18 protein-coding genes are annotated in these 22,862 nt (G+C 67.4%); 10 read left to right on the top strand and 8 right to left on the bottom strand.

Annotated elements, in window-relative coordinates:
- Positions 1-104: 104 nt before the first annotated feature.
- The gene (gene dnaK, locus CCR98_RS08710; RefSeq protein WP_087922274.1) at positions 105-2,027 is read left to right on the top strand and encodes a molecular chaperone DnaK; all 1,923 of its coding nucleotides are present in this window, start codon (positions 105-107) and stop codon (positions 2,025-2,027) included.
- 154 nt (positions 2,028-2,181) lie between these two features.
- Complete coding sequence (gene dnaJ, locus CCR98_RS08715) at positions 2,182-3,306, top strand: molecular chaperone DnaJ (RefSeq protein ID WP_014036853.1); 1,125 nt, start codon at positions 2,182-2,184, stop codon at positions 3,304-3,306.
- A 60-nt stretch (positions 3,307-3,366) separates the two neighbouring features.
- On the opposite strand, the gene CCR98_RS08720 is transcribed toward dnaJ, so the two are convergent.
- Positions 3,367-4,164 (bottom strand): helix-turn-helix transcriptional regulator, encoded by a 798-nt coding sequence (locus CCR98_RS08720; RefSeq protein WP_087922275.1) that lies wholly within the window; start codon positions 4,162-4,164, stop codon positions 3,367-3,369.
- A gap of 72 nt (positions 4,165-4,236) precedes the next feature.
- Here CCR98_RS08720 and CCR98_RS08725 point away from each other — a divergent pair, with 72 nt between their 5' ends.
- The 3 genes from CCR98_RS08725 to CCR98_RS08735 all read left to right on the top strand — a co-directional run bounded on the left by CCR98_RS08725 (position 4,237) and on the right by CCR98_RS08735 (position 8,195).
- Positions 4,237-5,436: an MFS transporter gene (locus tag CCR98_RS08725; RefSeq protein ID WP_087922276.1), complete on the top strand. Its 1,200-nt coding sequence runs from the start codon at positions 4,237-4,239 to the stop codon at positions 5,434-5,436.
- A gap of 729 nt (positions 5,437-6,165) precedes the next feature.
- Positions 6,166-7,074 (top strand): pyridoxal kinase, encoded by a 909-nt coding sequence (pdxY, locus tag CCR98_RS08730; protein ID WP_087922277.1) that lies wholly within the window; start codon positions 6,166-6,168, stop codon positions 7,072-7,074.
- The gene (locus CCR98_RS08735; RefSeq protein ID WP_087922278.1) at positions 7,071-8,195 is read left to right on the top strand and encodes a prephenate dehydrogenase; all 1,125 of its coding nucleotides are present in this window, start codon (positions 7,071-7,073) and stop codon (positions 8,193-8,195) included. Before pdxY ends, CCR98_RS08735 begins: the two co-directional genes overlap by 4 nt.
- A gap of 228 nt (positions 8,196-8,423) precedes the next feature.
- Here CCR98_RS08735 and CCR98_RS08740 read toward each other — a convergent pair whose 3' ends face one another.
- The 5 genes from CCR98_RS08740 to CCR98_RS08760 form a co-directional block, all read right to left on the bottom strand.
- Positions 8,424-8,618, bottom strand: coding sequence for a hypothetical protein (locus tag CCR98_RS08740; protein ID WP_049466425.1), 195 nt, complete (start codon positions 8,616-8,618; stop codon positions 8,424-8,426).
- A gap of 70 nt (positions 8,619-8,688) precedes the next feature.
- Positions 8,689-10,461 carry an ABC transporter transmembrane domain-containing protein gene (locus CCR98_RS08745; RefSeq protein ID WP_087922279.1) on the bottom strand — a complete coding sequence of 591 codons (1,773 nt, stop codon included), beginning with the start codon at positions 10,459-10,461 and terminating at the stop codon, positions 8,689-8,691.
- On the bottom strand, positions 10,454-11,050 hold the full coding sequence (locus tag CCR98_RS08750; RefSeq protein WP_014036860.1) for a YigZ family protein: 597 nt from the start codon (positions 11,048-11,050) through the stop codon (positions 10,454-10,456). Before CCR98_RS08750 ends, CCR98_RS08745 begins: the two co-directional genes overlap by 8 nt.
- A gap of 40 nt (positions 11,051-11,090) precedes the next feature.
- On the bottom strand, positions 11,091-12,119 hold the full coding sequence (locus tag CCR98_RS08755) for a hypothetical protein (protein ID WP_087922280.1): 1,029 nt from the start codon (positions 12,117-12,119) through the stop codon (positions 11,091-11,093).
- Positions 12,116-12,634: an RNA polymerase sigma factor gene (locus CCR98_RS08760; protein ID WP_229298213.1), complete on the bottom strand. Its 519-nt coding sequence runs from the start codon at positions 12,632-12,634 to the stop codon at positions 12,116-12,118. Before CCR98_RS08760 ends, CCR98_RS08755 begins: the two co-directional genes overlap by 4 nt.
- Before the next feature lie 247 nt (positions 12,635-12,881).
- Here CCR98_RS08760 and CCR98_RS08765 point away from each other — a divergent pair, with 247 nt between their 5' ends.
- Positions 12,882-15,722, top strand: coding sequence for an EAL domain-containing protein (locus CCR98_RS08765; protein WP_087922281.1), 2,841 nt, complete (start codon positions 12,882-12,884; stop codon positions 15,720-15,722).
- Positions 15,723-15,741: 19 nt separating this feature from the next.
- Here CCR98_RS08765 and CCR98_RS08770 read toward each other — a convergent pair whose 3' ends face one another.
- Both CCR98_RS08770 and CCR98_RS08775 read right to left on the bottom strand, forming a co-directional pair.
- On the bottom strand, positions 15,742-16,335 hold the full coding sequence (locus CCR98_RS08770; protein WP_014036864.1) for a TIGR00730 family Rossman fold protein: 594 nt from the start codon (positions 16,333-16,335) through the stop codon (positions 15,742-15,744).
- Between the two features lie 117 nt (positions 16,336-16,452).
- Entirely contained in the window at positions 16,453-17,949 is a 1,497-nt protein-coding gene (locus tag CCR98_RS08775) for an aminotransferase class III-fold pyridoxal phosphate-dependent enzyme (RefSeq protein WP_087922282.1), read from the bottom strand.
- Between the two features lie 211 nt (positions 17,950-18,160).
- On the opposite strand from CCR98_RS08775, the gene queA reads away from it, so the two are divergent.
- The 4 genes from queA (at position 18,161) to secD (ending at position 22,860) form a co-directional block, all read left to right on the top strand.
- Positions 18,161-19,228 carry a tRNA preQ1(34) S-adenosylmethionine ribosyltransferase-isomerase QueA gene (queA, locus tag CCR98_RS08780; RefSeq protein ID WP_087922283.1) on the top strand — a complete coding sequence of 356 codons (1,068 nt, stop codon included), beginning with the start codon at positions 18,161-18,163 and terminating at the stop codon, positions 19,226-19,228.
- Between the two features lie 105 nt (positions 19,229-19,333).
- The gene (gene tgt / locus CCR98_RS08785) at positions 19,334-20,464 is read left to right on the top strand and encodes a tRNA guanosine(34) transglycosylase Tgt (protein ID WP_087922284.1); all 1,131 of its coding nucleotides are present in this window, start codon (positions 19,334-19,336) and stop codon (positions 20,462-20,464) included.
- Between the two features lie 133 nt (positions 20,465-20,597).
- Positions 20,598-20,942, top strand: a complete 345-nt coding sequence (yajC, locus tag CCR98_RS08790; RefSeq protein WP_087922285.1) for a preprotein translocase subunit YajC — start codon at positions 20,598-20,600, stop codon at positions 20,940-20,942.
- 61 nt (positions 20,943-21,003) lie between these two features.
- Positions 21,004-22,860, top strand: coding sequence for a protein translocase subunit SecD (gene secD / locus CCR98_RS08795; RefSeq protein WP_198361071.1), 1,857 nt, complete (start codon positions 21,004-21,006; stop codon positions 22,858-22,860).
- Positions 22,861-22,862 lie beyond the last annotated feature (2 nt).

A 22,862-nucleotide genomic window follows, 5' to 3' on the forward strand; every position in this document is an offset into this window, starting at 1 on the left:
TTCGGGAGATGGCTTGAATGTTCCACGAGCCTCCCCCACATCGTATTCATCCGCCGGCCGAACGGCCGGACTGACCCCAACAAGCATCCTCAGGAGTCTCCCCCATGGGCAAGATCATTGGTATCGACCTCGGCACCACCAACTCGTGCGTGGCGATCATGGACGGCGGCAAGGCCCGCGTCATCGAGAATTCGGAAGGCGATCGCACCACCCCGTCGATCGTCGCCTACACCAAGGACGGCGAAGTCCTGGTGGGCGCCTCGGCCAAGCGCCAGGCCGTCACCAACCCGAAGAACACCTTCTACGCGGTGAAGCGCCTGATCGGCCGCAAGTTCACCGACGCCGAAGTGCAGAAGGACATCGCCCACGTCCCGTACGGCATCCTGGCCCATGACAACGGCGACGCCTGGGTGTCGACCAGCGACGGCAAGAAGATGGCCCCGCAGGAAATCTCGGCCAAGGTGCTGGAAAAGATGAAGAAGACCGCCGAGGACTTCCTCGGTGAGAAGGTCACCGAAGCGGTCATCACCGTGCCGGCCTACTTCAACGACAGCCAGCGCCAGGCGACCAAGGACGCCGGCCGCATCGCCGGCCTGGACGTCAAGCGCATCATCAACGAGCCGACCGCGGCCGCGCTGGCCTATGGCCTGGACAAGGGCGACAACAAGGATCGCAAGATCGTGGTGTACGACCTGGGCGGCGGCACCTTCGACGTCTCGGTGATCGAGATCGCCAACGTCGACGGTGAGAAGCAGTTCGAAGTGCTGGCCACCAACGGCGACACCTTCCTGGGCGGCGAAGACTTCGACAACCGCGTCATCGAGTACCTGGTTGAAGAGTTCAACAAGGACCAGGGCATCGACCTGCGCAAGGATCCGCTGGCCCTGCAGCGCCTGAAGGACGCTGCCGAGCGCGCCAAGATCGAGCTGTCCAGCGCCCAGCAGACCGAAGTGAACCTGCCGTACGTCACCGCTGACGCCTCGGGCCCGAAGCACCTGAACATCAAGCTGACCCGCGCCAAGCTGGAAGCGCTGGTGGACGACCTGATCAAGAAGTCGATCGAGCCGTGCCGCGTCGCCCTGAACGATGCCGGCCTGCGTTCGAGCGACATCAGCGAAGTGATCCTGGTCGGCGGCCAGACCCGCATGCCGAAGGTGCAGCAGGCGGTGACCGAGTTCTTCGGCAAGGAACCGCGCAAGGACGTCAACCCGGACGAAGCCGTGGCACTGGGTGCGGCGATCCAGGGCGGCGTGCTCGGCGGTGACGTCAAGGACGTGCTGCTGCTGGACGTGACCCCGCTGTCGCTGGGCATCGAGACCATGGGCGGCGTGTTCACCAAGATCATCGAGAAGAACACCACCATCCCGACCAAGGCCTCGCAGGTGTTCTCCACCGCCGAGGACAACCAGTCTGCCGTGACCGTGCACGTGCTGCAGGGTGAGCGCGAACAGGCCCGCTTCAACAAGTCGCTGGCCAAGTTCGACCTGTCCGGCATCGAGCCGGCCCCGCGTGGCCTGCCGCAGGTGGAAGTGTCCTTCGACATCGACGCCAACGGCATCCTGCACGTGTCGGCCAAGGACAAGAAGACCAACAAGGAACAGAAGGTCGAGATCAAGGCCGGTTCGGGCCTGTCCGAAGAAGAGATCGCGCGCATGGTCGCCGACGCGGAAGCCAACCGCGAAGAAGACAAGAAGTTCCAGGAGCTGGTGCAGGCCCGCAACCAGGCCGACGCCCTGATCCACGGCACCCGCAGCGCCATCACCGAACACGGCAGCAAGGTTGGCGGCGATGTGATCGGCAAGGTCGAGGCGGCCCTGGCCGACCTGGAAACCGCGATGAAGGGTGACGACAAGGCGCAGATCGAAGCCAAGTCGAAGGCACTGGAAGAAGCCGGTCAGTCGCTGTTCGCCGCTGCGTCTGCCGACCAGGGCGGTGCCCCGGGTGCCGACGCCGGCAACGCCGGCAAGGCGCAGGACGACGTGGTCGACGCCGAGTTCACCGAAGTCAAGGACGACAAGAAGTCCTGATCCGGACCGACACGGGACGCTGGCCATCAGCGTCCCGTTGTCGCATCAGGGTCCTGACCGCCCACCGGCGTGTCGGGGCGCCCGACGCAAGAGCGGACCTGGTTCCGCTCTTCCGCTTTGACGAATCCCGACTTTCCGGAACCAGATTCACGATATGAGCAAGCGCGATTACTACGAAGTGCTGGGCGTTGCCCGCACCGCCACCGACGACGAGCTGAAGAAGGCCTACCGTCGCTGCGCGATGAAGTTCCACCCGGACCGCAACCCGGGTGATGCGGCGGCCGAAGCCTCCTTCAAGGAGTGCAAGGAAGCCTACGAAGTGCTGTCCGACGGCAACAAGCGCCGCATGTATGACAGCCACGGGCACGCCGCGTTCGAACACGGCATGGGCGGCGGTGGTCCGGGCGGCCCGGACATGAACGATATCTTCGGCGATATCTTCGGCAACATCTTTGGCGGTGGCGGCGGTGGTCCGCGCCAGGCCCGTCGCGGCGCCGACATCGGCTACGTGATGGAACTGGACCTGGAAGAGGCCGTGCGCGGCGTCGAGCGCCGCATCGAGATTCCGACCCTGGCCGAGTGCGGCGACTGCGATGGCAGTGGCTCGGAGGATGGCAAGGTCGAGACCTGCAACGTGTGCCATGGCCGTGGCCAGGTGCGCATCCAGCGCGGCATCTTCGCCATGCAGCAGGCCTGCCACAACTGCGGCGGCCGTGGCCAGATCATCGCCAAGCCCTGCAAGACCTGCCACGGCAACGGCCGTGTCGAGGAAGACAAGGTGCTGTCGGTGAAGGTGCCGGCGGGCGTTGATACCGGCGACCGCATCCGCCTGCAGGGCGAGGGCGAGGCCGGTCCGGCCGGCACGCCGCCAGGCGACCTGTACGTGGAAGTGCGCGTGCGCGAGCACGCCATCTTCCAGCGCGATGGCGACGACCTGCACTGCGAAGTGCCGATCCGCATCTCGCAGGCCGCATTGGGCGACACCGTGCGCGTGGCCACCCTGGGCGGCGAGGCGGAGATCCGCATCCCGGCCGAGACCCAGACCGGCAAGCTGTTCCGCCTGCGTGGCAAGGGCGTACGTTCGGTGCGCAGCCGCAGCGAGGGCGACCTGTACTGCCGCGTGGTGGTGGAGACCCCGGTCAACCTCACCAACGAGCAACGCAAGCTGCTGGAGCAGTTCGAAGCCACCTTCGTCGGCGAGGAAGCGCGCAAGCATTCGCCGAAGTCGGCCACCTTCATGGATGGCGTGAAGGGCTTCTGGGACCGGATGACGTCCTGAGTTTTTCAACGGACGCGTTGAACGGTAGCGCCGGGCCAAGCCCGGCGTTTTCGTATGCGATCATCGGAAAAATGCCGCCGGGGTCTGTCCCAACTGGCGTTTGAACATGCTGGTGAACGCGCTCGGGCTGTCGTAGCCCATCGCCAGCGCCACATCGATGACCTTGTCGCCGACCGCCAGTCGCTCCAGGGCGGCCAGAAGCCGCGCCTGCTGCCGCCACTGCCCGAAGGTCATGCCCAGTTCGCTGGCGAAATGGCGCTGGATGGTCTTCACGTCCACCTGCAGCGCCTGCGCCCAGTCCTGCAGCGTGGCGTCGTCGCCGGGATGCTTCTGGATGTGCTGGCAGATCCGCTGCAGGCGTGGGTCGGTGGGCGAGGGCAGGTGCAGCGGCAGCACGTCCATGCGGTGCAGTTCGTCCAGCAGCAGGCGCACCACGCGGCCGTCACGGCTGTCGTCCACATGCGCGGACTCGATCAGGCTGGCGGCCAGCAGCAGTTCGCGCAGCAGTGGCGCCACCTGCACTGCGAACGCCCCATCCGGCAGCTGCGGTGCAAAGTCCGGTTCCACGTAGAGGCTGCGCATGTGCACTTCGGCAATGCAGTCCACCGCATGCGCCATGCCGGCCGGAACCCAGATCGCGCGGGTGGAGGGCACGACCCAGCGGCCGCCGTCCGCACGCACCACCATCAGGCCGGACATGGCGAACACCAGCTGGTGACGGCGGTGCCGGTGTGGCGCGATGTGGGTGCCGGGCTTGTAGTGGCGGGCGCGGCAGGTCACTGGGCGGTGCACCGGAACCTCGTTCCACGGCGCAGTCTCGCGGACCGGGCAGGGGATGTCCTTTTTGCGATATGCCATGACCCGAACGCGGCAGAAGGGAGGGGGAGGTCACCGTAGCATGCGTGGCTCGCCCCCAACCTGACTGTGTCCATGTCGACCCTGGCTTCTCCCGCAACGACCTCACGCCCGGTGGCTCCCGGCGTGCTGGCGGCCATCTCCACCTCGCATGTCGTCAACGACATGATGCAGTCGCTGATCCTGGCCATCTATCCGGTGATCAAGGGCGGCTTCAATCTCAGCTTCACCCAGATCGGCCTGATCACGCTGACCTACCAGCTCACCGCGTCGATCTTCCAGCCGTTGATCGGCATGGCCACCGACCGTCGACCGGCACCGTATTCGCTGCCGATCGGCATGGCCTCGACCCTGTGCGGCATGCTGCTGCTGGGCTTCGCACCGAACTACGCGGTGGTGCTGATGGCGGCGGCGATGGTCGGCATTGGTTCGGCCATCTTCCATCCGGAGGCCTCGCGCATTGCGCGACTGGCTTCTGGCGGCCGTCACGGCTTCGCGCAGTCGGTGTTCCAGGTCGGCGGCAACTTCGGTACCGCGCTGGGTCCGTTGATCGCCGCGGCCGTGATCGTGCCGTATGGCCAGCACGCCGCCTCGTGGTTCGCCGGCGCCGCCCTGATCGGCATCGGCCTGCTGACCTATGTCGGCCGCTGGTACGCGTTGCATCTGGGCGCGCCGCGCCCGGCCAGTACCGCTGCAATGGTGCCGCGGCATCCGCCGCGCACCGTGGCCAAGGTACTGGCGATCCTGCTGGTGCTGATCTTCAGCAAGTACTTCTACATGGCCAGCATCGGCAGCTACTTCACCTTCTACCTGATCCACCACTTCGGCATTCCGGTGGCGCAGGCGCAGCTGCACCTGTTCGCGTTCCTGGTGGCGTCCGCCGCTGGCGGCTTCCTCGGCGGCCCGCTGGGTGACCGCATCGGCCGCAAGCCGATCATCTGGACATCGATCCTGGGCGTGGCCCCGTTTGCGTTGATGCTGCCGCATGCGGACCTGCTATGGACAACGGTGCTGGCGGTGCTGATCGGCTTCGTACTGTCCTCGGCGTTCTCGGCGATCGTGGTGTATGCACAGGAAATGATGCCGCACCGCATCGGCATGGTGTCCGGCCTGTTCTTCGGCTTTGCCTTCGGCATGGGCGGGCTGGGTGCTGCCGTGCTCGGCCTGCTGGCGGACAAGACCAGCATTGAGTACGTCTACCAGCTGACCGCGTTCCTGCCGCTGCTCGGGATCGTCGCGGCGTGGCTGCCACCGTCGCGGCCTGCCGCTCACTGAGGGGTTTTTGGTTTGCAGGGCTTGCAGCCCTGCACCCGCAGAGGCAACGTCAACAGCAGAAGCGGGCTATCCGTGGGTGGGCGGGGTGGGTCCGGTTGACGGGGACGCTGCAAGTCCCCCTCCGGGGCCCGGCCCAGCCGCTGGCGGCTGTGCGTTCGGGCGCTTGCGAAGCGGTGCTTCGCAAGCAAAGCGCCCTCACCCATGTAAGCTCGGTCGCCGCTTGCTCGTGTGCGCGTTCCTGCGCACACGGCAAGACCGGGGTTGGGCGTCCTGCCCAACCCGCCCGAGGCATGCCTCGGGCCCATGCGGCTCACGCCCCCTCGACCGGACCCACCCCGCCTTCGACAGTTTTCCGTGATCTGTCGGAACAGCTCTTGGGGGTCAGATCCGTTTTCCGGAGGAAAACGGATCTGACCCCATTTTTGTATATCGATATCTCACAGATGTGTCGACCAAGGTCGTCACCTACCAACAGCCGCAGTTACCAGCAGCCGCGTGAATCTGTCAGAGGCGGGGCGGTGTGGGTGGGCAGGACCGTTGGCGCCATGGATGGCGCCATCGAGCCCCCATGGATGGGTTTACGGCGTGTCCTGCCCACCCACACCGTCCCGCCAACTCACGGAAGGCCGCTTTGGCTTTGCCGTTGCCGTTGCCGTTGCCGTTGCTTGAAGCTTCGGCAGGTGCAGGGCGCAGCCCTGCCGAACCCTCCACCGCGCGTAGAATGCGGGCATGAGCGAATCCCTCGATACCCACCTGGTCCACGGCCGCCGCCAGCGGCCCGACGGCCCGTCGCCGATCGATGTCATCTCGGTCCAGTCGCAACTTGTCTACGGTCACGCCGGCAACAGCGCCGCCGTACCGCCGATGCGTGCGCTCGGCGTGCGCGTCGCCGAAATCCCGACCGTGTTGCTGAGCAATGCGCCGTTCTACGTCACCACGCGCGGTCGGGTGCTGCCCGCCGACTGGTTCGCCGACCTGCTGCTGGGCACCCACGAGCGCGGCCTGCCGCAGCGGGCGAAGATGCTGGTGTCCGGCTACTTCGGCAGCACCGCCAACGGTGCCGCCTTCGCCGACTGGCTGGACGATATCCTGCCGGCCTGCCCGCAGCTTCGCTACTGCCTGGACCCAGTGATCGGTGACACCCACACTGGCCCCTACGTCGAACCGGGCTTGGAAGCGATCTTCGCCGAGCGCCTGCTGCCGCATGCCTGGCTGGTGACGCCGAACGCTTTCGAACTGAACCGCCTGACCGGCATGCCGGCGCTGGCCGAGGTCGATGCCATCGCCGCCGCGCGCACGCTGCTGGACCGCGGCCCGCACTGGGTGATCGCGCACAGCGTGGGCGGCAACCCGGGTGAACTGGTGACTCTGGCGGTCGGCCGCGAGGAGACCTGGCGCTGGACCTCGCCGCTGCTGCCGGTGGATGTGGCAGGTACCGGTGATGTGCTGATGTCGCTGGCGGTGTCGTTCCTGCTGCGCGGCGAATCGATGCAGCAGGCGATTTCGCGCGCGATTGCCGGCACCCATGCGGCGCTGGAGGCGACCCTGGACAACGGCTTCGAGGAGTTCGATGTGATCGCTGCCGCGCCGGCGGCGCTGGCCGAAGGAGCGCGCTTCCGCGCTGAACGCGTGGCATGAGCGGCCTGGACCCACGCACGCCGCGCATGGTCGGCATCATCGGCAGCGCCGGTGCCTATGGGCGCTGGCTGAGCCGTTTCTTCCAGCAGCACCTGCAGCTGCAGGTGATCGGCCACGACCCGGCGGACCCGGACTCGCACACGCCGGAACAGCTGCTGGCGCAGGCCGACGTGCTGGTGTTCTCGGCACCGATCCGGCACACGCCGGCGTTGATCGCCGAGTACGTGCGGCAATCGGCGGGCCGAGAGCAGGGCAGGCTATGGCTGGATGTGACCTCGGTAAAGGAGGCGCCGGTACAGGCGATGCTGGCCTCGCAGGCCGAAGTGGTCGGCCTGCACCCGATGACCGCGCCGCCGAAGGCGCCGACGCTGAAGGGCCGGGTGATGGTGGTCTGCGAAGCGCGGCTGCAGCACTGGCAGCCGTGGGTCGATACGCTGTGCACGGCGCTGCAGGCCGAGTGCGTGCGGGCTACGCCGCAGCATCACGACCAGATGATGGCGCTGGTGCAGGCGATGGTGCATGCCACCCACTTGGCCCAGGCCGGCGTGCTGCGCCAGTACCAGCCGCAGCTGGGTGATCTGGCCGCGATGATGCCGTACCGCTCGGCGTCGTTCGAGTTGGACACGGCGATCATCTCGCGCATCCTGTCGCTCAACCCGGCGATCTACGAAGACATCCAGTTCGGTAACCCGTACGTGGCGCCGATGCTGGAGCGGCTGGTCGGCCAGCTGCAGGCCCTGCAAGCGCAGGTCGGGCAGGGCGACGACCGTGCGCGCGGTGAATTCCGCGAACAGCTGCTGTCAGCCAATCGCAGTGCCTTCGGCGAGCAGGCGCTGGCGGATGGCAACTACACGTTCGAACGCGTGGGCTATCTGCTGGCTGACCTGACCGAGCGCAACGCGCTGTCGGTGCACCTGCCGGAGGACCGGCCTGGCTCGCTGCGCGAGCTGCTGAACGTGTTCGAGCAGCATGGCATCAGCCTGGCTTCGATCCATTCCTCGCGTACGCCCGGCGGTGAAGTGCACTTCCGCATCGGATTCGTGGCCGGCAGCGATCCGGCGGCGATCACCCGGGCGGCAGCCGACGTGGACGCCAGCGGCATCGGGCGGGTGCTGGGCTGAATCCATCCACAGGCGGTGTGGATGGATTCTGAGCAAACGTGTGGATAACCCTGCCCAGCCCTTGTCAGGCAAGGCTGTCAAGATGCTTGGCGAAAAATTGATCACGCCCTTTTTGTGCAGTCGAGCCATGCTCGACTGCCCTTGGCAAAAGGCGTGTCGACCAAGGTCGACACCTACCAGAGCGGGGTGATACGAAATCCGGTAGCGCCGGGCCATGCCCGGCGAACCTCAGATCGTCAGTCGCAGTTCGCCGCCGCTGGTAGTGAATTCGCGGCCATTGCGAACCAGATGACGCCCGTCATCCAGCTCGTAACGCGGCGTGGCTTCGGAGTGATGCCCGCTGCCATTCGCCTCGGGCTTGAACTCGATGATGATGTGGCTTTCGCCATTGCTGTCGACTGCAGGGAACTGACGGAACGACATCACGTACCTCCTTCAGCGGATGCTGCTGATGCGAGGCCAGCTTGGTCCGGCCGATGTTAGCCGGCCGTCATCAATCGATGAACTGCAGTCGTGCCAGTTCAGCGTACAGTCCGCCTTCGGCCAAAAGCTGGGCATGGGTGCCTTCGGCGACGATACGACCCTGGTCCATCACCACGATGCGGTCGGCCTTGAGCACGGTGGCGAGGCGATGGGCGATGACCAGCGTGGTGCGACCGGCCATCAGCCGCTCAAGCGCCTGCTGCACGCCATGCTCGCTCTGCGCATCCAGCGCGCTGGTGGCTTCGTCCAGCAGCAGGATCGGCGCATCCTTCAGCAATGCGCGGGCAATCGCCACGCGCTGCTGCTGGCCACCGGACAGGCGCGCACCGCGTTCGCCCAGCTCACTGTCGTAGCCCTGCGGCAACGCACGCAGGAAGCCATCGGCCTCGGCCGCACGCGCGGCAGCTTCGACCTCGGCGTCACTGGCCTGCAGGCGGCCGTATCGGATGTTGTCGCGCGCACTGGCCGCGAACAGCGTCGGCTGCTGCGGCACCAGCGCCAGCTGCGCGCGCAGCTCGGCCGGATCGACCTGGCGCACGTCGATGCCATCCACGCAGATGCGGCCGCTGGCCGGATCGTGGAAGCGCAGCAGCATCGACAGCACCGTGCTCTTGCCCGCGCCCGACGGGCCGACCAGGGCCACGGTCTCGCCAGGGCGCACGTGCAGGTTGAAGTGGTCCAGCGCGGCCTGGTCCGGGCGCTGCGGGTAGTGGAACACCACGTCGTCGAACTGGATGTCGCCGCGCAGCGGTTGCGGTAGTGCGTGCGGCTGCGCCGGCGCACGGATCTCGATGTCTTCCTGCAGCAGCTCGCCAATGCGGCCCATGCCACCGGCGGCACGCTGCAGTTCGTTCCACACTTCGGCCAGCGCACCCACCGAGCCACCGCCGATTAGCGCGTACAGCACGAACTGGCCCAGCGTGCCGGCACTGAGGCGCCCGTCGATGACATCGTGCGCGCCCAGCCACAGCACGCCAACGATGGCACCGAATACCAGCAGGATGGCGCTGGCGGTGACCAGTGACTGCGCACCGATGCGACGGCGCGCGGCACTGATGGCATCGCCCAGTGCCTTGTCGAAGCGTCCGCGCTCATAGGGCTCGCGTGCATGCGCCTGCACCGTGCGCACGGCGCCCAGCGTCTCGCTGGCCAGGCTGTTGGCATCGGCGATGCGGTCCTGGCTGCTGCGTGCAACCGTGCGCAGCTTGCGCGCGCCGATGATGATCGGCAGCACCGCCAGCGGGATGCCGAGCAGCGACCATGCCGCCAGCCGCGGGCTGGTGACGAACAGCATGGCCAGGCTGCCGACCACGGTGACGCTGCTGCGCAGGGCGACCGACATGGTCGAGCCGACCACGCTGCGCAGCAGTTCGCTGTCAGCGGTCAGGCGGGAGACCAGTTCGCCGCTGCGGCTGCGGTCGTGGAATCCAGCACCGAGCTGGATCAGGTGTGCGTACAGGCGGCTGCGCAGGTCGGCGACGACCTTTTCGCCCAGCAGCGACACGAAGAAGAACCGTGCGGCCGTGGCCAGTGCCAGCACCACCGCCACCAGCATCAGCAGGGCGAACGCACGGTTGATCTGGCCACCGCTGGTGAAGCCGTGGTCGATCATCTGCTTCACGGCGGGGGGCAGGCTCAGCGTGGCGGCTGAAGACACCGCCAGCGCCAGCAGCCAGGCGGTGAACAGCCCGCTGTGGCGGCGCACGAACGGCCACAACGTCCGCAGGCTGCCGAGGCGGCGCAGCGGTGGGGTCGAGGCGGGGGCGTCGTCCTTGTCAGTCATCCTGGTCGTCGTCTTGTATGCGGATACGGTCACGGGTGGCGTCGCGCAGGCGGATTTTCAATGCATCGACCTGATCGGCCGGCAATTCGACCCGCAGGCACACGCCATTGGCATCGAACTGTTCATCGCGCTTTTCGGCGCCGAAGGTGGGCAGGGTGGCGTGCAGGGTGCCCAGATCCTCGAAGCCGGCCAGCAGCTGCAGCCGGGCCATCGCCACCAGCGGCAAGCGCGGGGCGGTACGCAGGCATTCGGCGGCAGCGCCGCCGTAGGCGCGCACCAGGCCACCGGCGCCGAGCTTGATACCGCCGAACCAGCGCGTGACCACCACCATCACCCGGTCGAAGCCCTGGCCGTCGATCGCAGCCAGGATCGGCCGGCCAGCGGTGCCGGCGGGCTCGCCATCATCGCTGGAGCGGTAGTCCTGGCCGTGCCGGTAGGCCCAGCAGTTGTGGGTCGCATCGGCTACGGCCACCTGCTGCAGGAACGCCAATGCTGCCGCGGCGCCATCGATCGGCGCGGCATGGGCAATGAAGCGGCTGTGTTTGACTTCCAGCGTGTGGCTGACCGGCTGGGCGAGGGTATCGGGCATCCCCGCCATTCTACGGGGTTGCCGGAGGTCGCTGTCCGCTTCAGTCGTCCAGCAACGGGCGCAGGTCGCGCGGCAGGCGCGCTTCCGGATACTGCTGCACGTAGCGCTCCAGGCTGGCGCGGGCCAGGTCGCGCTGGCCGTCGTCGCGCCGCGCGCGGATTTTCTGCAGCCACTGCCGTCGCGGCAGCTGTGCATCCGCGTCCACCTCGGCCTGCACGGCATCCGCACTGAGCCCCGCGTCGGCACCGCGGCGCATGACGCCGGGAGCGGAGCGGCTCGGGGCCTGGCGCTTCATCGACGTGATCTCTACCCGATCCAGCGCTTGCGCCCGTTCGGCATCGGCAGCGTTGGCCACTGGCGCCTCGGCAGTGCGTGCTTTCAATGCCCCTGCCGGGGCTGGCGCCAAGGCCGGTGCAGGTGCCGAGTAGGCAGCCGGTGCAGGAGGTGCGGGCGGTGCCGCTGCCGGTGCGGGAGGCAGCGCGGCAAAGGAGGTGTCGGCGGCCACTTCTGCAACCCTCGATCGTGCTGCCGATGGTGCCGTCGGAGGCGCAGCAGCAGTGGCCTCGGCCGGCGCCGGTGCCGGCGCGCGCGCGATGGCCGGGGCGGCAGCGGCGGGTGCCGGCGCAGCAACCGGGGCAGTCGGAGACGCTGCCGGGGCAGGGGCCGGTTCTGCGGCCGCAGCGGCGCTGTCTGCAGCATTGCTGTCATCGGCCGCACTCCTTTCCGCCATCTGCGCCGTGGCCGCGTCATCGGCCACGGCTGGAGCTGCCGCCACCTGGGCCTCGCCTGCCGGAACCGGTGGCGGTTCCGGGCGCAGCTGCCAGGCGATGCCGATGGCGAACACCATCGAGGCGGCGATGCCGAATACCGCCGGCCAGCGTGGGCGCGTGCGCTGCGTGCGTGGCGCGTCCGGCGAGGCGACGGCCTCGGCAGCCGGTGCGTCCACGGCAGCGCGCGCCGCGGCCAGGATGGTGGCGTCCAGTGTGGCCGGTGGGGCCTGTTCGACGCGACGGCCGAGCAGGCGCGCCAGCTCGCGTTCTTCCGGCGTCAGCGGTTCGTCTCGGTTCATGCGTTCAGTCCCGCACGCAGCTTGTCCATCGCATAGCGCAGCCGCGATTTCACGGTTTCCCGGCCTACGCCGGTGATCTGGCCGATCTCCTCCAGGCTCAGTTCCTGATCCAGCCGCAACTGCAGCACTTCGCGCTGCTCGGGCGGCAGTTGCTCCATCGCCAGCTGGATGCGGCGACGTTGTTCGAATTCGGAAAGCTCGGCTTCCGGGGTCTGCCCGTCCTCGATCGCGGCCAGGCGCAGGTCGGCGTCGGCCGGTGCGGCGGGGCGATGGCGGGCGGCGCGCCAATGGTCGTTCAGGCGGTTGTGGGCGATGCGGAACAGCCAGGTGCTGAATGCAGCTTCAGGCTGCCAGCCCGCGCGGGCGCTGATCACCCGTTGCCAGACATCCTGGAAGATCTCCTCGGCCAGCGCGTTGTCGCGCAGTTGCCGCAGCAGGAAGCCGAACAGGCGCTTGCGATGGCGCGCATACAGGCTTTCGAACGCGCGCAGGTCGCCACCGGCCCAGGCCAGCATCAAGGCTTCATCGGTTGGCAGTGCGCTGGCTTCCACGGCGTACAGGGTAAGGCCTGCAGGCGGTGGCGCATAGCCGGTGACGGGGGCGGGCAGGGCGAGGTTCATGGCGTGGAAGCGGCTACGGACAGCAGGAAAAACGTACGGGCGCACGATTCGGGGTTTACGGGCTTCCATTGCCCCCCGGGTGGCGCGCTATGCTCGGCGGCTCAGGGGAGGCGACGCACAGACGGCGCCAAGAGATTGTCATTTGTCCACGCACGTTGAACCGGCGGAAGAGCCACCACACGAGGCCGTGCTGAGCACGGCGCTGGTGCGCGCATTGCATGCGCTGCTGCCGGAATCCGCCGTGGTCCGCGTTGGCTGGGACGACCCGCAGCTGGGCCGCGGCCAGGGCGGCTGGCCGGCTGTCCTGGCGGCTGGGGCGGTCACGGCGCCGGGCGCCGGCGACGGTTGCCATGGCTGGGAATACGACGGTGCCCGCCTGCAGTTGTCGGTGGAAGGCGCCGTGCCTTCCGCAGCGTGGTGGGGACTGGCCCGGCAGGCCATGGAGCTGGCGTTGCAGCGCGGTCGCCAGGCCGGGCAGATCAAGGCGCTGGAAGAGGCTGAACGGCTGCAGCAGGCGCTGTTCCAGATCGCCGATCTGGCCGGCGCCGACCTGGAGATGCCGGAGATGCTGCGCCACGTGCACGGCGTGCTCGGCACGCTGATGTATGCGGAAAACTGCTACATCGTCGAGTACGACGACGTTCGCGACCAGATCCGCTTCCTGTACTTCGCCGACCAGGTCGACGACTTCGTCGCCGATCCGTCGCAGAGCCATGATGCCGGCGAGATGCCGCGCAGCCTGACCGTGGCGTTGCTGCGCCACGGCAAGCCGCTCAGTGGCCCCTCGCGCGAGCTGCTGGCGCGCGTGGTCGAGCAGGAGCACGACCCGCAGCGTGGCCCGGAGAGCCTGGACTGGCTGGGCGTGCCGATGCTGCGCGATGGCCGGGTCTGCGGCGCCATCGTAGTGCAGAGCTATGAGCTGGCGGCCCGCTATGGCGAGGCCGAGCGGGCGCTGCTGGGCTTTGTCGCGCAGCATGTGCAGACCGCGATGGACCGGCGCCAGGCGCAGGTCCGGCTGGAACAACAGGTGGAGCGGCGCACGCTGGAGCTGCAGCGCGCCAATCGCAGCCTGCAGGATGAAGTGGCCGAGCGCCGCCGCGCCGAGCAGCTGCAGACCGCGCTGTACAACATCGCCGAGATGGCGATGTCGGCCGACAGCCTGGCCCAGTTCTACGGGCAGGTGCATGGCGTGGTCGGGCGCCTGCTTGACGCGCGCAATTTCTACATCGCGCTGGTGAACGGGGCCGGCAACGGCCTGGACTTCGTCTATTCGGTGGACGAACACAACGCCAGCCGCGCGCCACGCGCGTTCAGCCGCGGCCTGACCGAGTACGTCGTGCGCAACCGGCGCCCGTTGCTGGCTTCGCGGCAACAGATCGACGCACTGCTGGCCAGCGGCGAAGTGCGCGAATCGGGCGCACGTTCGCATTGCTGGTTGGGCGTGCCGCTGCTGCGCGACGACGAGGTGGTCGGCGCGATCGTGGTGCAGAGCTACAGCGAGAACAGCACGTTCAGCGTGCACGATCAGCGCTTGTTGACCTTCGTTGCACAGAACATCGGAACCGGGCTGGCGCGCCAGCGCGACCAGCAGCAGTTGCGCTCGGCGCATGCCGAGCTGGAAAAGCGCGTGGAGGAACGTACCCGCGAGCTGGCCGAAGTCAACGAAAAATTGCTCGGGCAGATCGGCGAGCGCCTGCGTGCCGAGCAGCGCCTGACCCATCAGGCCATGCACGATGCACTGACCGGCCTGCCCAACCGCCTGCACCTGCTTGATCGCCTGCAGGATGCGCTGGCGCTGGCCAAACGCGAGGGTGGGCCGGTGTTCGCCGTGCTGTTCCTCGATCTGGATCGCTTCAAGCTGGTCAACGACAGCATCGGCCACGCCGCCGGTGATCGGATGCTGGTGGAGGTGGCCAAGCGCATCGTATCGATGGCTGGCACCGAGGACGTGGTGGCGCGGCTGGGCGGTGATGAGTTCGCGGTGCTGCTGCAGTGTCCGCAGGGATTGGCACAGGCGCTGGATTTCGGCCAGCGGCTGTTGCTGGCACTGCAGGAATCGATGTGGATCGCCGGGCGCGAGCTGTTCCCGTCCGGCAGCCTGGGCATCGCCTTGTGGAATCCGCGCTACCGCACCGGTGAAGAGCTGTTGCGCGACGCCGACGCGGCGATGTACCGGGCCAAGGCGCAGGGCCATGACCGCTGCGCGATCTTCGACGAAGACATGCGCGAGCAGGCCATGCGCAGCCTCGATCTGGAAGCCGACCTGCGCCGTGCGATCAACAACCGCGATTTCGTCCCGTTCTATCAGCCCATCGTGCGCCTGTCCGATGGCGAGGTGGTGGGGCATGAGGCCTTGCTGCGCTGGCAGCACGAGCGTCGTGGCCTGCTGCTGCCCGGGGCGTTCCTGGAACTTGGCGAGGAAAGTGGCCTGATCGAACAGGTCGACTGGCTGATCTACGAACAGGTCATCGCGGGACTGGCCGAAGGCGGCCACGGCTATGTCTCGGTGAACGTATCGCCACGCCATTTCCGTTCGGCCGAGTTCAGTGGTCGCCTGTTCGGTCTGCTCGATGCATGCGGCGCCGATCCGCGCCGGCTACGCCTGGAGATTACCGAGGTGGCGCTGCTGGATGATGGCCCGCACACGCTGCGCATCCTGCAGGGCCTGCGCGAGCGTGGCATCCAGGTACAGCTGGACGATTTCGGTACCGGCTTCTCGGCGCTGTCCTACCTGCACCGTTTCCCGATCAGCACGTTGAAGATCGACCAGAGCTTCATCGCTGGCCTGCATGGGCCGGAAGTGCAGAGCACGCGCGCGCTGGTTGAGGGCGTGCTGTCACTGGCCCGCACCCTGGGCATTGAAACCATCGGCGAAGGCATCGAGACCGAGGCGCAGCGGCAGACGCTGCGCGAACTCGGGTGCGACTACGGCCAGGGCTACCTGCTGGGCCGTCCGGCACCGTGGGAGCGTGCGGTGGCCTGAGCCACCGCGCCGGGGTGCCTCAGCGCAGGGCGGAGCGACGCTTCTCGTCGATCCACTTCGAGGCCTGGGCCGGCTGGTAGTTCTGCATCCACTCCAGCATTTCCTCGATGTCCGAGCCGTACCACAGGTCCTGGCGCTGGTCCGGATGCAGGAAGCGCTCCTCCACCATGCGATCGATCATGCCGATCAGCGGGGCGTAGAAGCCTTCCACGTCGAGGAAGGCGCACGGCTTGTTGCCGATGCCCAGCTGGCGCCAGGTCAGCATCTCGAAGATCTCTTCCATGGTGCCGAAGCCGCCGGGCAGGGCGACGAAGCCATCGGCAAGGTCGAACATGCGCGACTTGCGCTCATGCATCGAACCGACGATCTCCAGCTCGGTCAGGCCGCGGTGGGCCACTTCCCAGTCGGCCAGCTGGCGCGGGATCACGCCGGTCACCTCGCCGCCGGCGGCGAGCACGGCATTGGCCACGGTTCCCATCAGGCCGACGTTGCCCCCGCCATACACCAGGCGCAGGCCGTCACGGGCGATGCGATCACCCAGGGCAATGGCGCGTTCGGTGTAGGCGGGCTTGCTGCCAGCGTTGGAACCACAGTAGACGCAGATCGACTTCATGGGGGGGCTTGTCTCTTGGTGCGGAAACGAAAACGCCCCGCCGGCAACCGGGTCAGCGGTTGCGGGCGGGGTGCGGGTGGATTATCCCTTTCTGTAGCGCCGAAGCGAAGCGGCCGCTTACGCCGCCGCAGCCTGCTCGCGGCGCGGGCCCTCACGCAGGGCGCGGCCCACCATGCCGACCAGCAGGTCCAGCTCGTCGCTGTCCATGCCGAAGTGCGGGGTGAAGCGCAGCGAGTTCTCGCCACCATGGATCACGTTGATGCCGTGTTGGCGCAGCCATTCCTCGGTGGAGTTGGCGCCGTAGCACTTGAACTGCGGGGCCAGCTCGCACGAGAACAGCAGGCCGGTACCCTGCACCTTGGTGATCAGGCCGCCCAGCTCGCTCTTGAGCTGTTCCAGCTTGCGCACGGCCTCGGCACCTCGGTCGGCGATGTTGGCACGCACCTGCGGGGTCAGCTGCGCCAGGGTGGCGCAGGCCACGTCCAGCGCGCGCGGGTTGCTGGTCATGGTGTTGCCGTAGATGCCCTTGCGGTACAGCTGCGCGGCATGCTCGGTCACCGCCAGCACCGACAGCGGGTACTGCGCGGCGTTGAGCGCCTTGGAGTAGGTCTCCATGTCCGGCGGATCCAGACCTTCGAAGCCCGGGTAATCGACTACCGACAGCACGCCATGCGCGCGCAGGCCAGCCTGGATCGAATCCAGCAGCAGCAGGCTGCCGTGCGCATGGGTCAATTCACGGGCCACGGCATAGAACGCCGGCGGCACCGAACGGCCCGGGTCGCCTTCGCCCATTACCGGTTCCAGGAACACCGCCTCGATGAACCACTGGTTGCGTGCAGCGTCCTCGAACACCTTGCGCAGGCCGGCCTCATCGTACGGCGCCACGGTGATCACCGAATCCTCACCGCGGTAGCTGGCCAGGTGCTGCATGTAGCTCTTGCGGCTGGAATCGGAATACAGGGCGGGGCGGTCGGTACGGCCATGGAAGCTGCCCTTGACCACCACGCGCTTGATCGTGGCGCCGGCGTGGCGGGCGCCCGGGTCGGTCTGCAGCTTGGCGTTGACGTCGGCGATGCGTGCGGCCAGGCCAACCGCCTCGGAGCCGGAATTCAGGCACATGAAGCGCGCGAACGGGCAGCCGCCACGGCGGTGGCCGATCTCGGCCTGCAGGGCGGTGACGAAGCGCTGCTGCGACAGGCTGGGGGTCATGATGTTGGCCATCACCTGTGGGCGTGCCATCGCCTCCAGCACGGCATCCGGGGTGTGCCCGAAGCCGAGCATGCCGTAGCCGCCGGCGTCGTACAGCACGGCGCCCTTCAGGGTGACCACCCAGGGGCCGCGCGCGGCCAGTGCCACGTATGGGGTGACTGCATCATCGGCATAGAAATTGACGAAGCCGTCCTGCATCGCGTCGATCTGCGCCTGTTCGTCCTGCGCCAGCAGCGGCCCCAGGTCGGCCTGCACGCGCGCGAATTCCCCGGCGGCGGCGTCCACCGCGGCGATCAGCTGCGGGTGGTTGGCGGACAGGGCGGTCAGGGTGGCATCGTCCAGACCGGAGGTGAGGCGGGTGCCGGGCTGGTTGCGCAGGGGGGCGAGGCGTTCGATGAAGCTCATTGCAGATCTCCTGAAACGATGGGTCGCACGGGCCTTCAAAAGCAAAACGCGCGTCATCACGCGCGCTTGGGGGCAGGCTCGTGCAGCGGACTTCCGACTCGATGCTAGCACTTGTTTTTTTGCGCGATAACCCCGCAGAAACCTGCTGCATAGCAGCATTTTGCGCGACGTTCGCCGCGAAGCGCGCCGGCTCGCAGACGCTGGACGTACAATGCGCGCCATTGTCGACCCGTTGCCGCCCACTGCCTTGAAGAAGTCCGATTTCAACTACGACCTGCCGGCCGAACTGATCGCGCAGGCGCCCTTGGCCGAACGTTCCGCCAGCCGCCTGCTGCTGGTGCCTCCGGCGCCCGATGCTTTCACCGATCTGCAGGTGCGCGACCTGCCGTCGCTGCTGCAGCCGGGCGATCTGCTGGTGTTCAACGACACCCGGGTGATCCCGGCGCGCCTGTTTGGGCAGAAGGCCAGTGGCGGCCGCGTCGAGATCCTGATCGAGCGCCTGCTCGGTGGCCAGCAGGCCCGCGCGCAGGTGGGGGCCAGCAAATCGCCGAAGGCCGGCAGCCGCATCGCGTTGGACGCCGGCGGTGAAGCCGAGGTGCTGGGCCGTGATGGCGAGTTCTACGTGCTGCAGTTCCATGTGCCCGAGTCGCTGGAGCAGTGGCTGCTGCATGCCGGTCGCCTGCCGCTGCCGCCCTACATCCAGCGCGAGCCGGGCGTGGATGACCGCGAGCGCTACCAGACTGTGTTCGCGCGTGAAGTGGGGGCGGTGGCCGCACCGACCGCAGGCCTGCATTTCGACGAACCGTTGCTGGCCGCGCTGAAGGACAAGGGCGTGGACTTCGGCCACGTCACCCTGCACGTGGGGGCGGGTACCTTCCAGCCGGTGCGTGCCGATGACCTGAAGGACCACGTGATGCACCGCGAGTGGCTGAACGTCGGTGCCGAACTGGTGCAGCAGGTGCGGCGCACGCGCGCCGCGGGCGGCCGCGTGATCGGCGTTGGAACGACCGTGGTGCGCGCGCTGGAAAGCGCGATGCGCGATGGTGAGCTGCTGCCGTTCGCGGGTGAAACGCAGATCTTCATCACCCCGGGCTACCGCATCCGCAGCGTCGACGCGATGGTGACCAACTTCCACCTGCCGGAAAGCACGCTGCTGATGATGATTTCCGCGTTCGCTGGCAAGGAGCGCGTGTTCGAGGCCTACCAGCACGCGATCGAGCAGCGCTATCGCTTCTTCAGCTACGGCGACGCGATGCTGCTGTTCCCGCAGGCGGGGTGAGGCGGCAGGGTAGCCCGGGAGGGCAGGGGCCCCTGTGGGTGCGCACCTTGGTGCGCACGCCTTCTTGGGAGACAATGGGCGACTATTTGCCTGAATGACCGCTCCATGTCCCGACTGCAGTTCCAGCTCCAGACCCGCGACGGCCGTGCCCGCCGTGGCCGCCTGACCTTCCCGCGTGGCACGGTGGAAACGCCGGCCTTCATGCCGGTGGGGACCTATGGCTCGGTCAAGGGCATCCTGCCGGATCAGGTGCGTGCGCTGGGCGCCGAGATCATCCTCGGCAACACGTTCCACCTGTACCTGCGCCCGGGCCTGGACATCATCGCCGACCACGGCGGCCTGCACGGCTTCTGCCGTTGGGATGGCCCGATCCTGACCGACTCGGGCGGTTTCCAGGTGTTCTCGCTGGCCCACCGCCGCAAGATCACTGAGCAGGGCGTGACGTTCGCCTCGCCGACCGACGGCGCCCGGGTGTTCCTGGGCCCCGAGGAGAGCATGAAGATCCAGAAAGTGCTCGATTCGGACGTGGTGATGATCTTCGACGAGTGCACCCCGTACCCGGCTACCGAGGATGTTGCCCGCCATTCGATGGAGCTGAGCCTGCGCTGGGCCCAGCGCAGCCGCAACGCGCATGACGAGCTGGGCAACGACGCGGCCCTGTTCGGCATCGTCCAGGGCGGGGTGCACACCGACCTGCGCAGCCGCTCGGCCGAGGCCCTGCAGGCGATCGGCTTCGACGGCTACGCCATCGGCGGCCTGGCCGTGGGCGAGCCGGAGCACGAGCGCAATGCCATGCTCGACCACCTGGACCCGGAACTGCCGGGCGACCGCCCGCGCTACCTGATGGGCGTGGGCCGGCCGGAGGACCTGGTCGAGGGTGTCGCACGTGGCGTGGACATGTTCGACTGCGTGATGCCCACCCGCAACGCCCGCAACGGCCACTATTTCACCTCGTTCGGCACCGTCCGCATCCGCAACTCCCAGTACGCGCGCGACATGGACCCGATCGAGCCGGGCTGCGGCTGCGTGGCCTGCACCGGCGGCTACACCCGTTCCTACCTGCGCCACCTGGACCGCTGCAACGAGATGCTGGCGCCGATGCTGGGCACCCTGCACAACCTGTTCTATTACGAAAAGCTCATGGCCGACATCCGTGCGGCCATCGAGGCGGGAACCTTCCTGGCCTTCCGTGAGTCCTTCTACGCAGCACGCGGGGCGGTACCCCCGCCGCTGTAACCCGAACGCCCCCTGCCAAACGGCCCAAGGACGAACGCCCGGGGCCGTGGCATACTTCAAGGCTGACCCAGATCCGCGGTCGCGACCGTGGCACCTGATGGTGCCGGGGCGCCGCCCAACCAAAGGACCAACGATGAACCTGCTTGCCTTCCTGATTCCCGCCGCCCACGCCCAGGCCGCCGGCGGCCAACCGCAGGGCATGGGCCTGACCACGCTGCTGTTCCCGATCATCCTGATCGCCATCATGTACTTCCTGATGATCCGCCCGCAGATGAAGCGGCAGAAGGAGCACAAGGCCATGCTGGAGAAGATCAAGCGCGGCGACGAAGTGCTGACCAACGGTGGCATCGCCGGCAAGGTCACCGACATCGGCGACAACTTCATCACCATCGAAGTGGCCGAGAACGTGCGCATCCGCGTGCAGAAGGGCGCTGTCGGCAGCGTGCTGCCGACCGGCACCCTGGATTCGGCCAAGTAAGCCACTCCCTTTCCGAAGCACAACCGCGGCGCCGGGGATGGCGCCGCGCGGGACCCAAGCAATGCTCGAATTTCCACGCTGGAAGTACGTCGTCATCCTGATCGTACTGGCGCTCAGTGCGCTGTACGCGCTGCCCAACATCTACCAGAAGGACCCGGCCCTCCAGATCACCGCCAACCGTGGCGGCCAGATCGACGATGCGCTGCGCGACCGTGTGCTGGCCGACCTGAAGACGGCCGGTATCGCCACCATCGGTGTCGAGAAGGAAGGGGAGAGCCTGATCGTCCGCCTGCCGGACCTGAAGGCGCAGTCCGCTGCCAGCGACGCCCTGCGTGACACCGTCGGCGAGAAGTACACCGTGGCCCTGAACCTGGCCTCGACCGTGCCGGACTGGCTGGCCAAACTCGGTGGCCGCCCGATGGTGCTGGGCCTGGACCTGCAGGGTGGTGTGCACTTCGTGCTGCAGGTCGACCAGAAGGCCGCCCTCGACAAGCGCCTGGATGCCTACACCGAAGACGTGCGCAGCACCCTGCGTGACGCGCGCATTGCCTACCAGTCGGTGGAACGACGCGCTGACAACAGCATCGTGGCCAACCTGAGCCCGTCTGCCGGCGATGACGCCGCGCAGCGTGCCCGTACCGCCCTGGTCAAGGCGCAGCCGACCCTCGGCTACGACGTCAGCGGCAACCGCATCACGGTCACCGTGCCCGATACCGAGATCGCGCAGATCTCCAATGGCGCCATCGAGCAGAACATCAACACCCTGCGCAACCGCGTGAACCAGCTCGGCGTGGCCGAGCCGATCATCCAGCGCCAGGGTGCCGACCGCGTGGTCGTGCAGCTTCCGGGCGTGCAGGACACTGCCGAAGCCAAGCGCATGATCGGCGCCACCGCAACCCTGGAATACCGTGCGGTGGTTGAAGGCAATGCGCAGGACGCCATCAACTCCGGCCGCATCCCGCCGGAAGCGAAGGTCTACCAGCAGCGTGACGGCCGCGGCCCGATCCTGCTGAACAAGCGCGTGATCGTCACCGGCGACCAGATGGTCGGTGCGCAGGCGGTGACCGATTCGAACAGCGGCTCCCCGGCCGTCAGCGTGACGCTGAACAACGTCGGTGGCCAGCGGATGTTCGACTTCACCAGCGCCAACGTGAACAAGCCGATGGCGGTGGTCTACACCGAGCGCGTGCCGACCGTGACCGTCGTCGACGGCCAGGAAGTGCGTGGCTTCAAGGTCAACGAGGAAGTGATCTCGGTGGCCAACATCAACGGCGTGTTCGGCAAGAACTTCCAGACCACCGGCCTGCAGAAGAAGGAAGCCGAGGACCTGGCCAAGCTGCTGAAGTCGGGCTCGCTGGCCGCGCCGATGGACTTCGTCGAAGAGCGCGTGGTCGGCCCGAGCCTGGGCGCCGAGAACGTCAAGAACGGTATGCGCGCGGTGGTGTTCGCGTTCCTGTTCACCCTGGTGTTCTTCAGCGTCTACTACCGCATGTTCGGTGTGATCACCTCGATCGCGATGCTGTTCAACCTGCTGATCGTGGTGGCGGTGATGTCGCTGTTCGGAGCGACCATGACCCTGCCGGGCTTTGCTGGCCTGGCATTGTCGGTCGGCCTGTCGGTGGACGCCAACGTGCTGATCAACGAGCGTATCCGTGAAGAGCTGCGTGCCGGCGTGCCGGGCAAGACCGCGATCGTGACCGGTTACGAGCGTGCCTCGGGCACCATCCTCGACGCCAACCTGACCGGCCTGATCGTCGGTGTGGCGCTGTTCGCATTCGGTACCGGTCCGCTGAAGGGCTTCGCGCTGACCATGATCATCGGTATTTTCGCCTCCATGTTCACCGCGATCACCGTGTCGCGTGCGCTGGCGACGCTGATCTACGGCCGCCGCAAGAAGCTCCAGAACGTGGCCATCTGACG

Origin of the sequence: Stenotrophomonas sp. WZN-1, from assembly GCF_002192255.1 — a bacterium.
Classification (GTDB): Bacteria; Pseudomonadota; Gammaproteobacteria; order Xanthomonadales; family Xanthomonadaceae; genus Stenotrophomonas.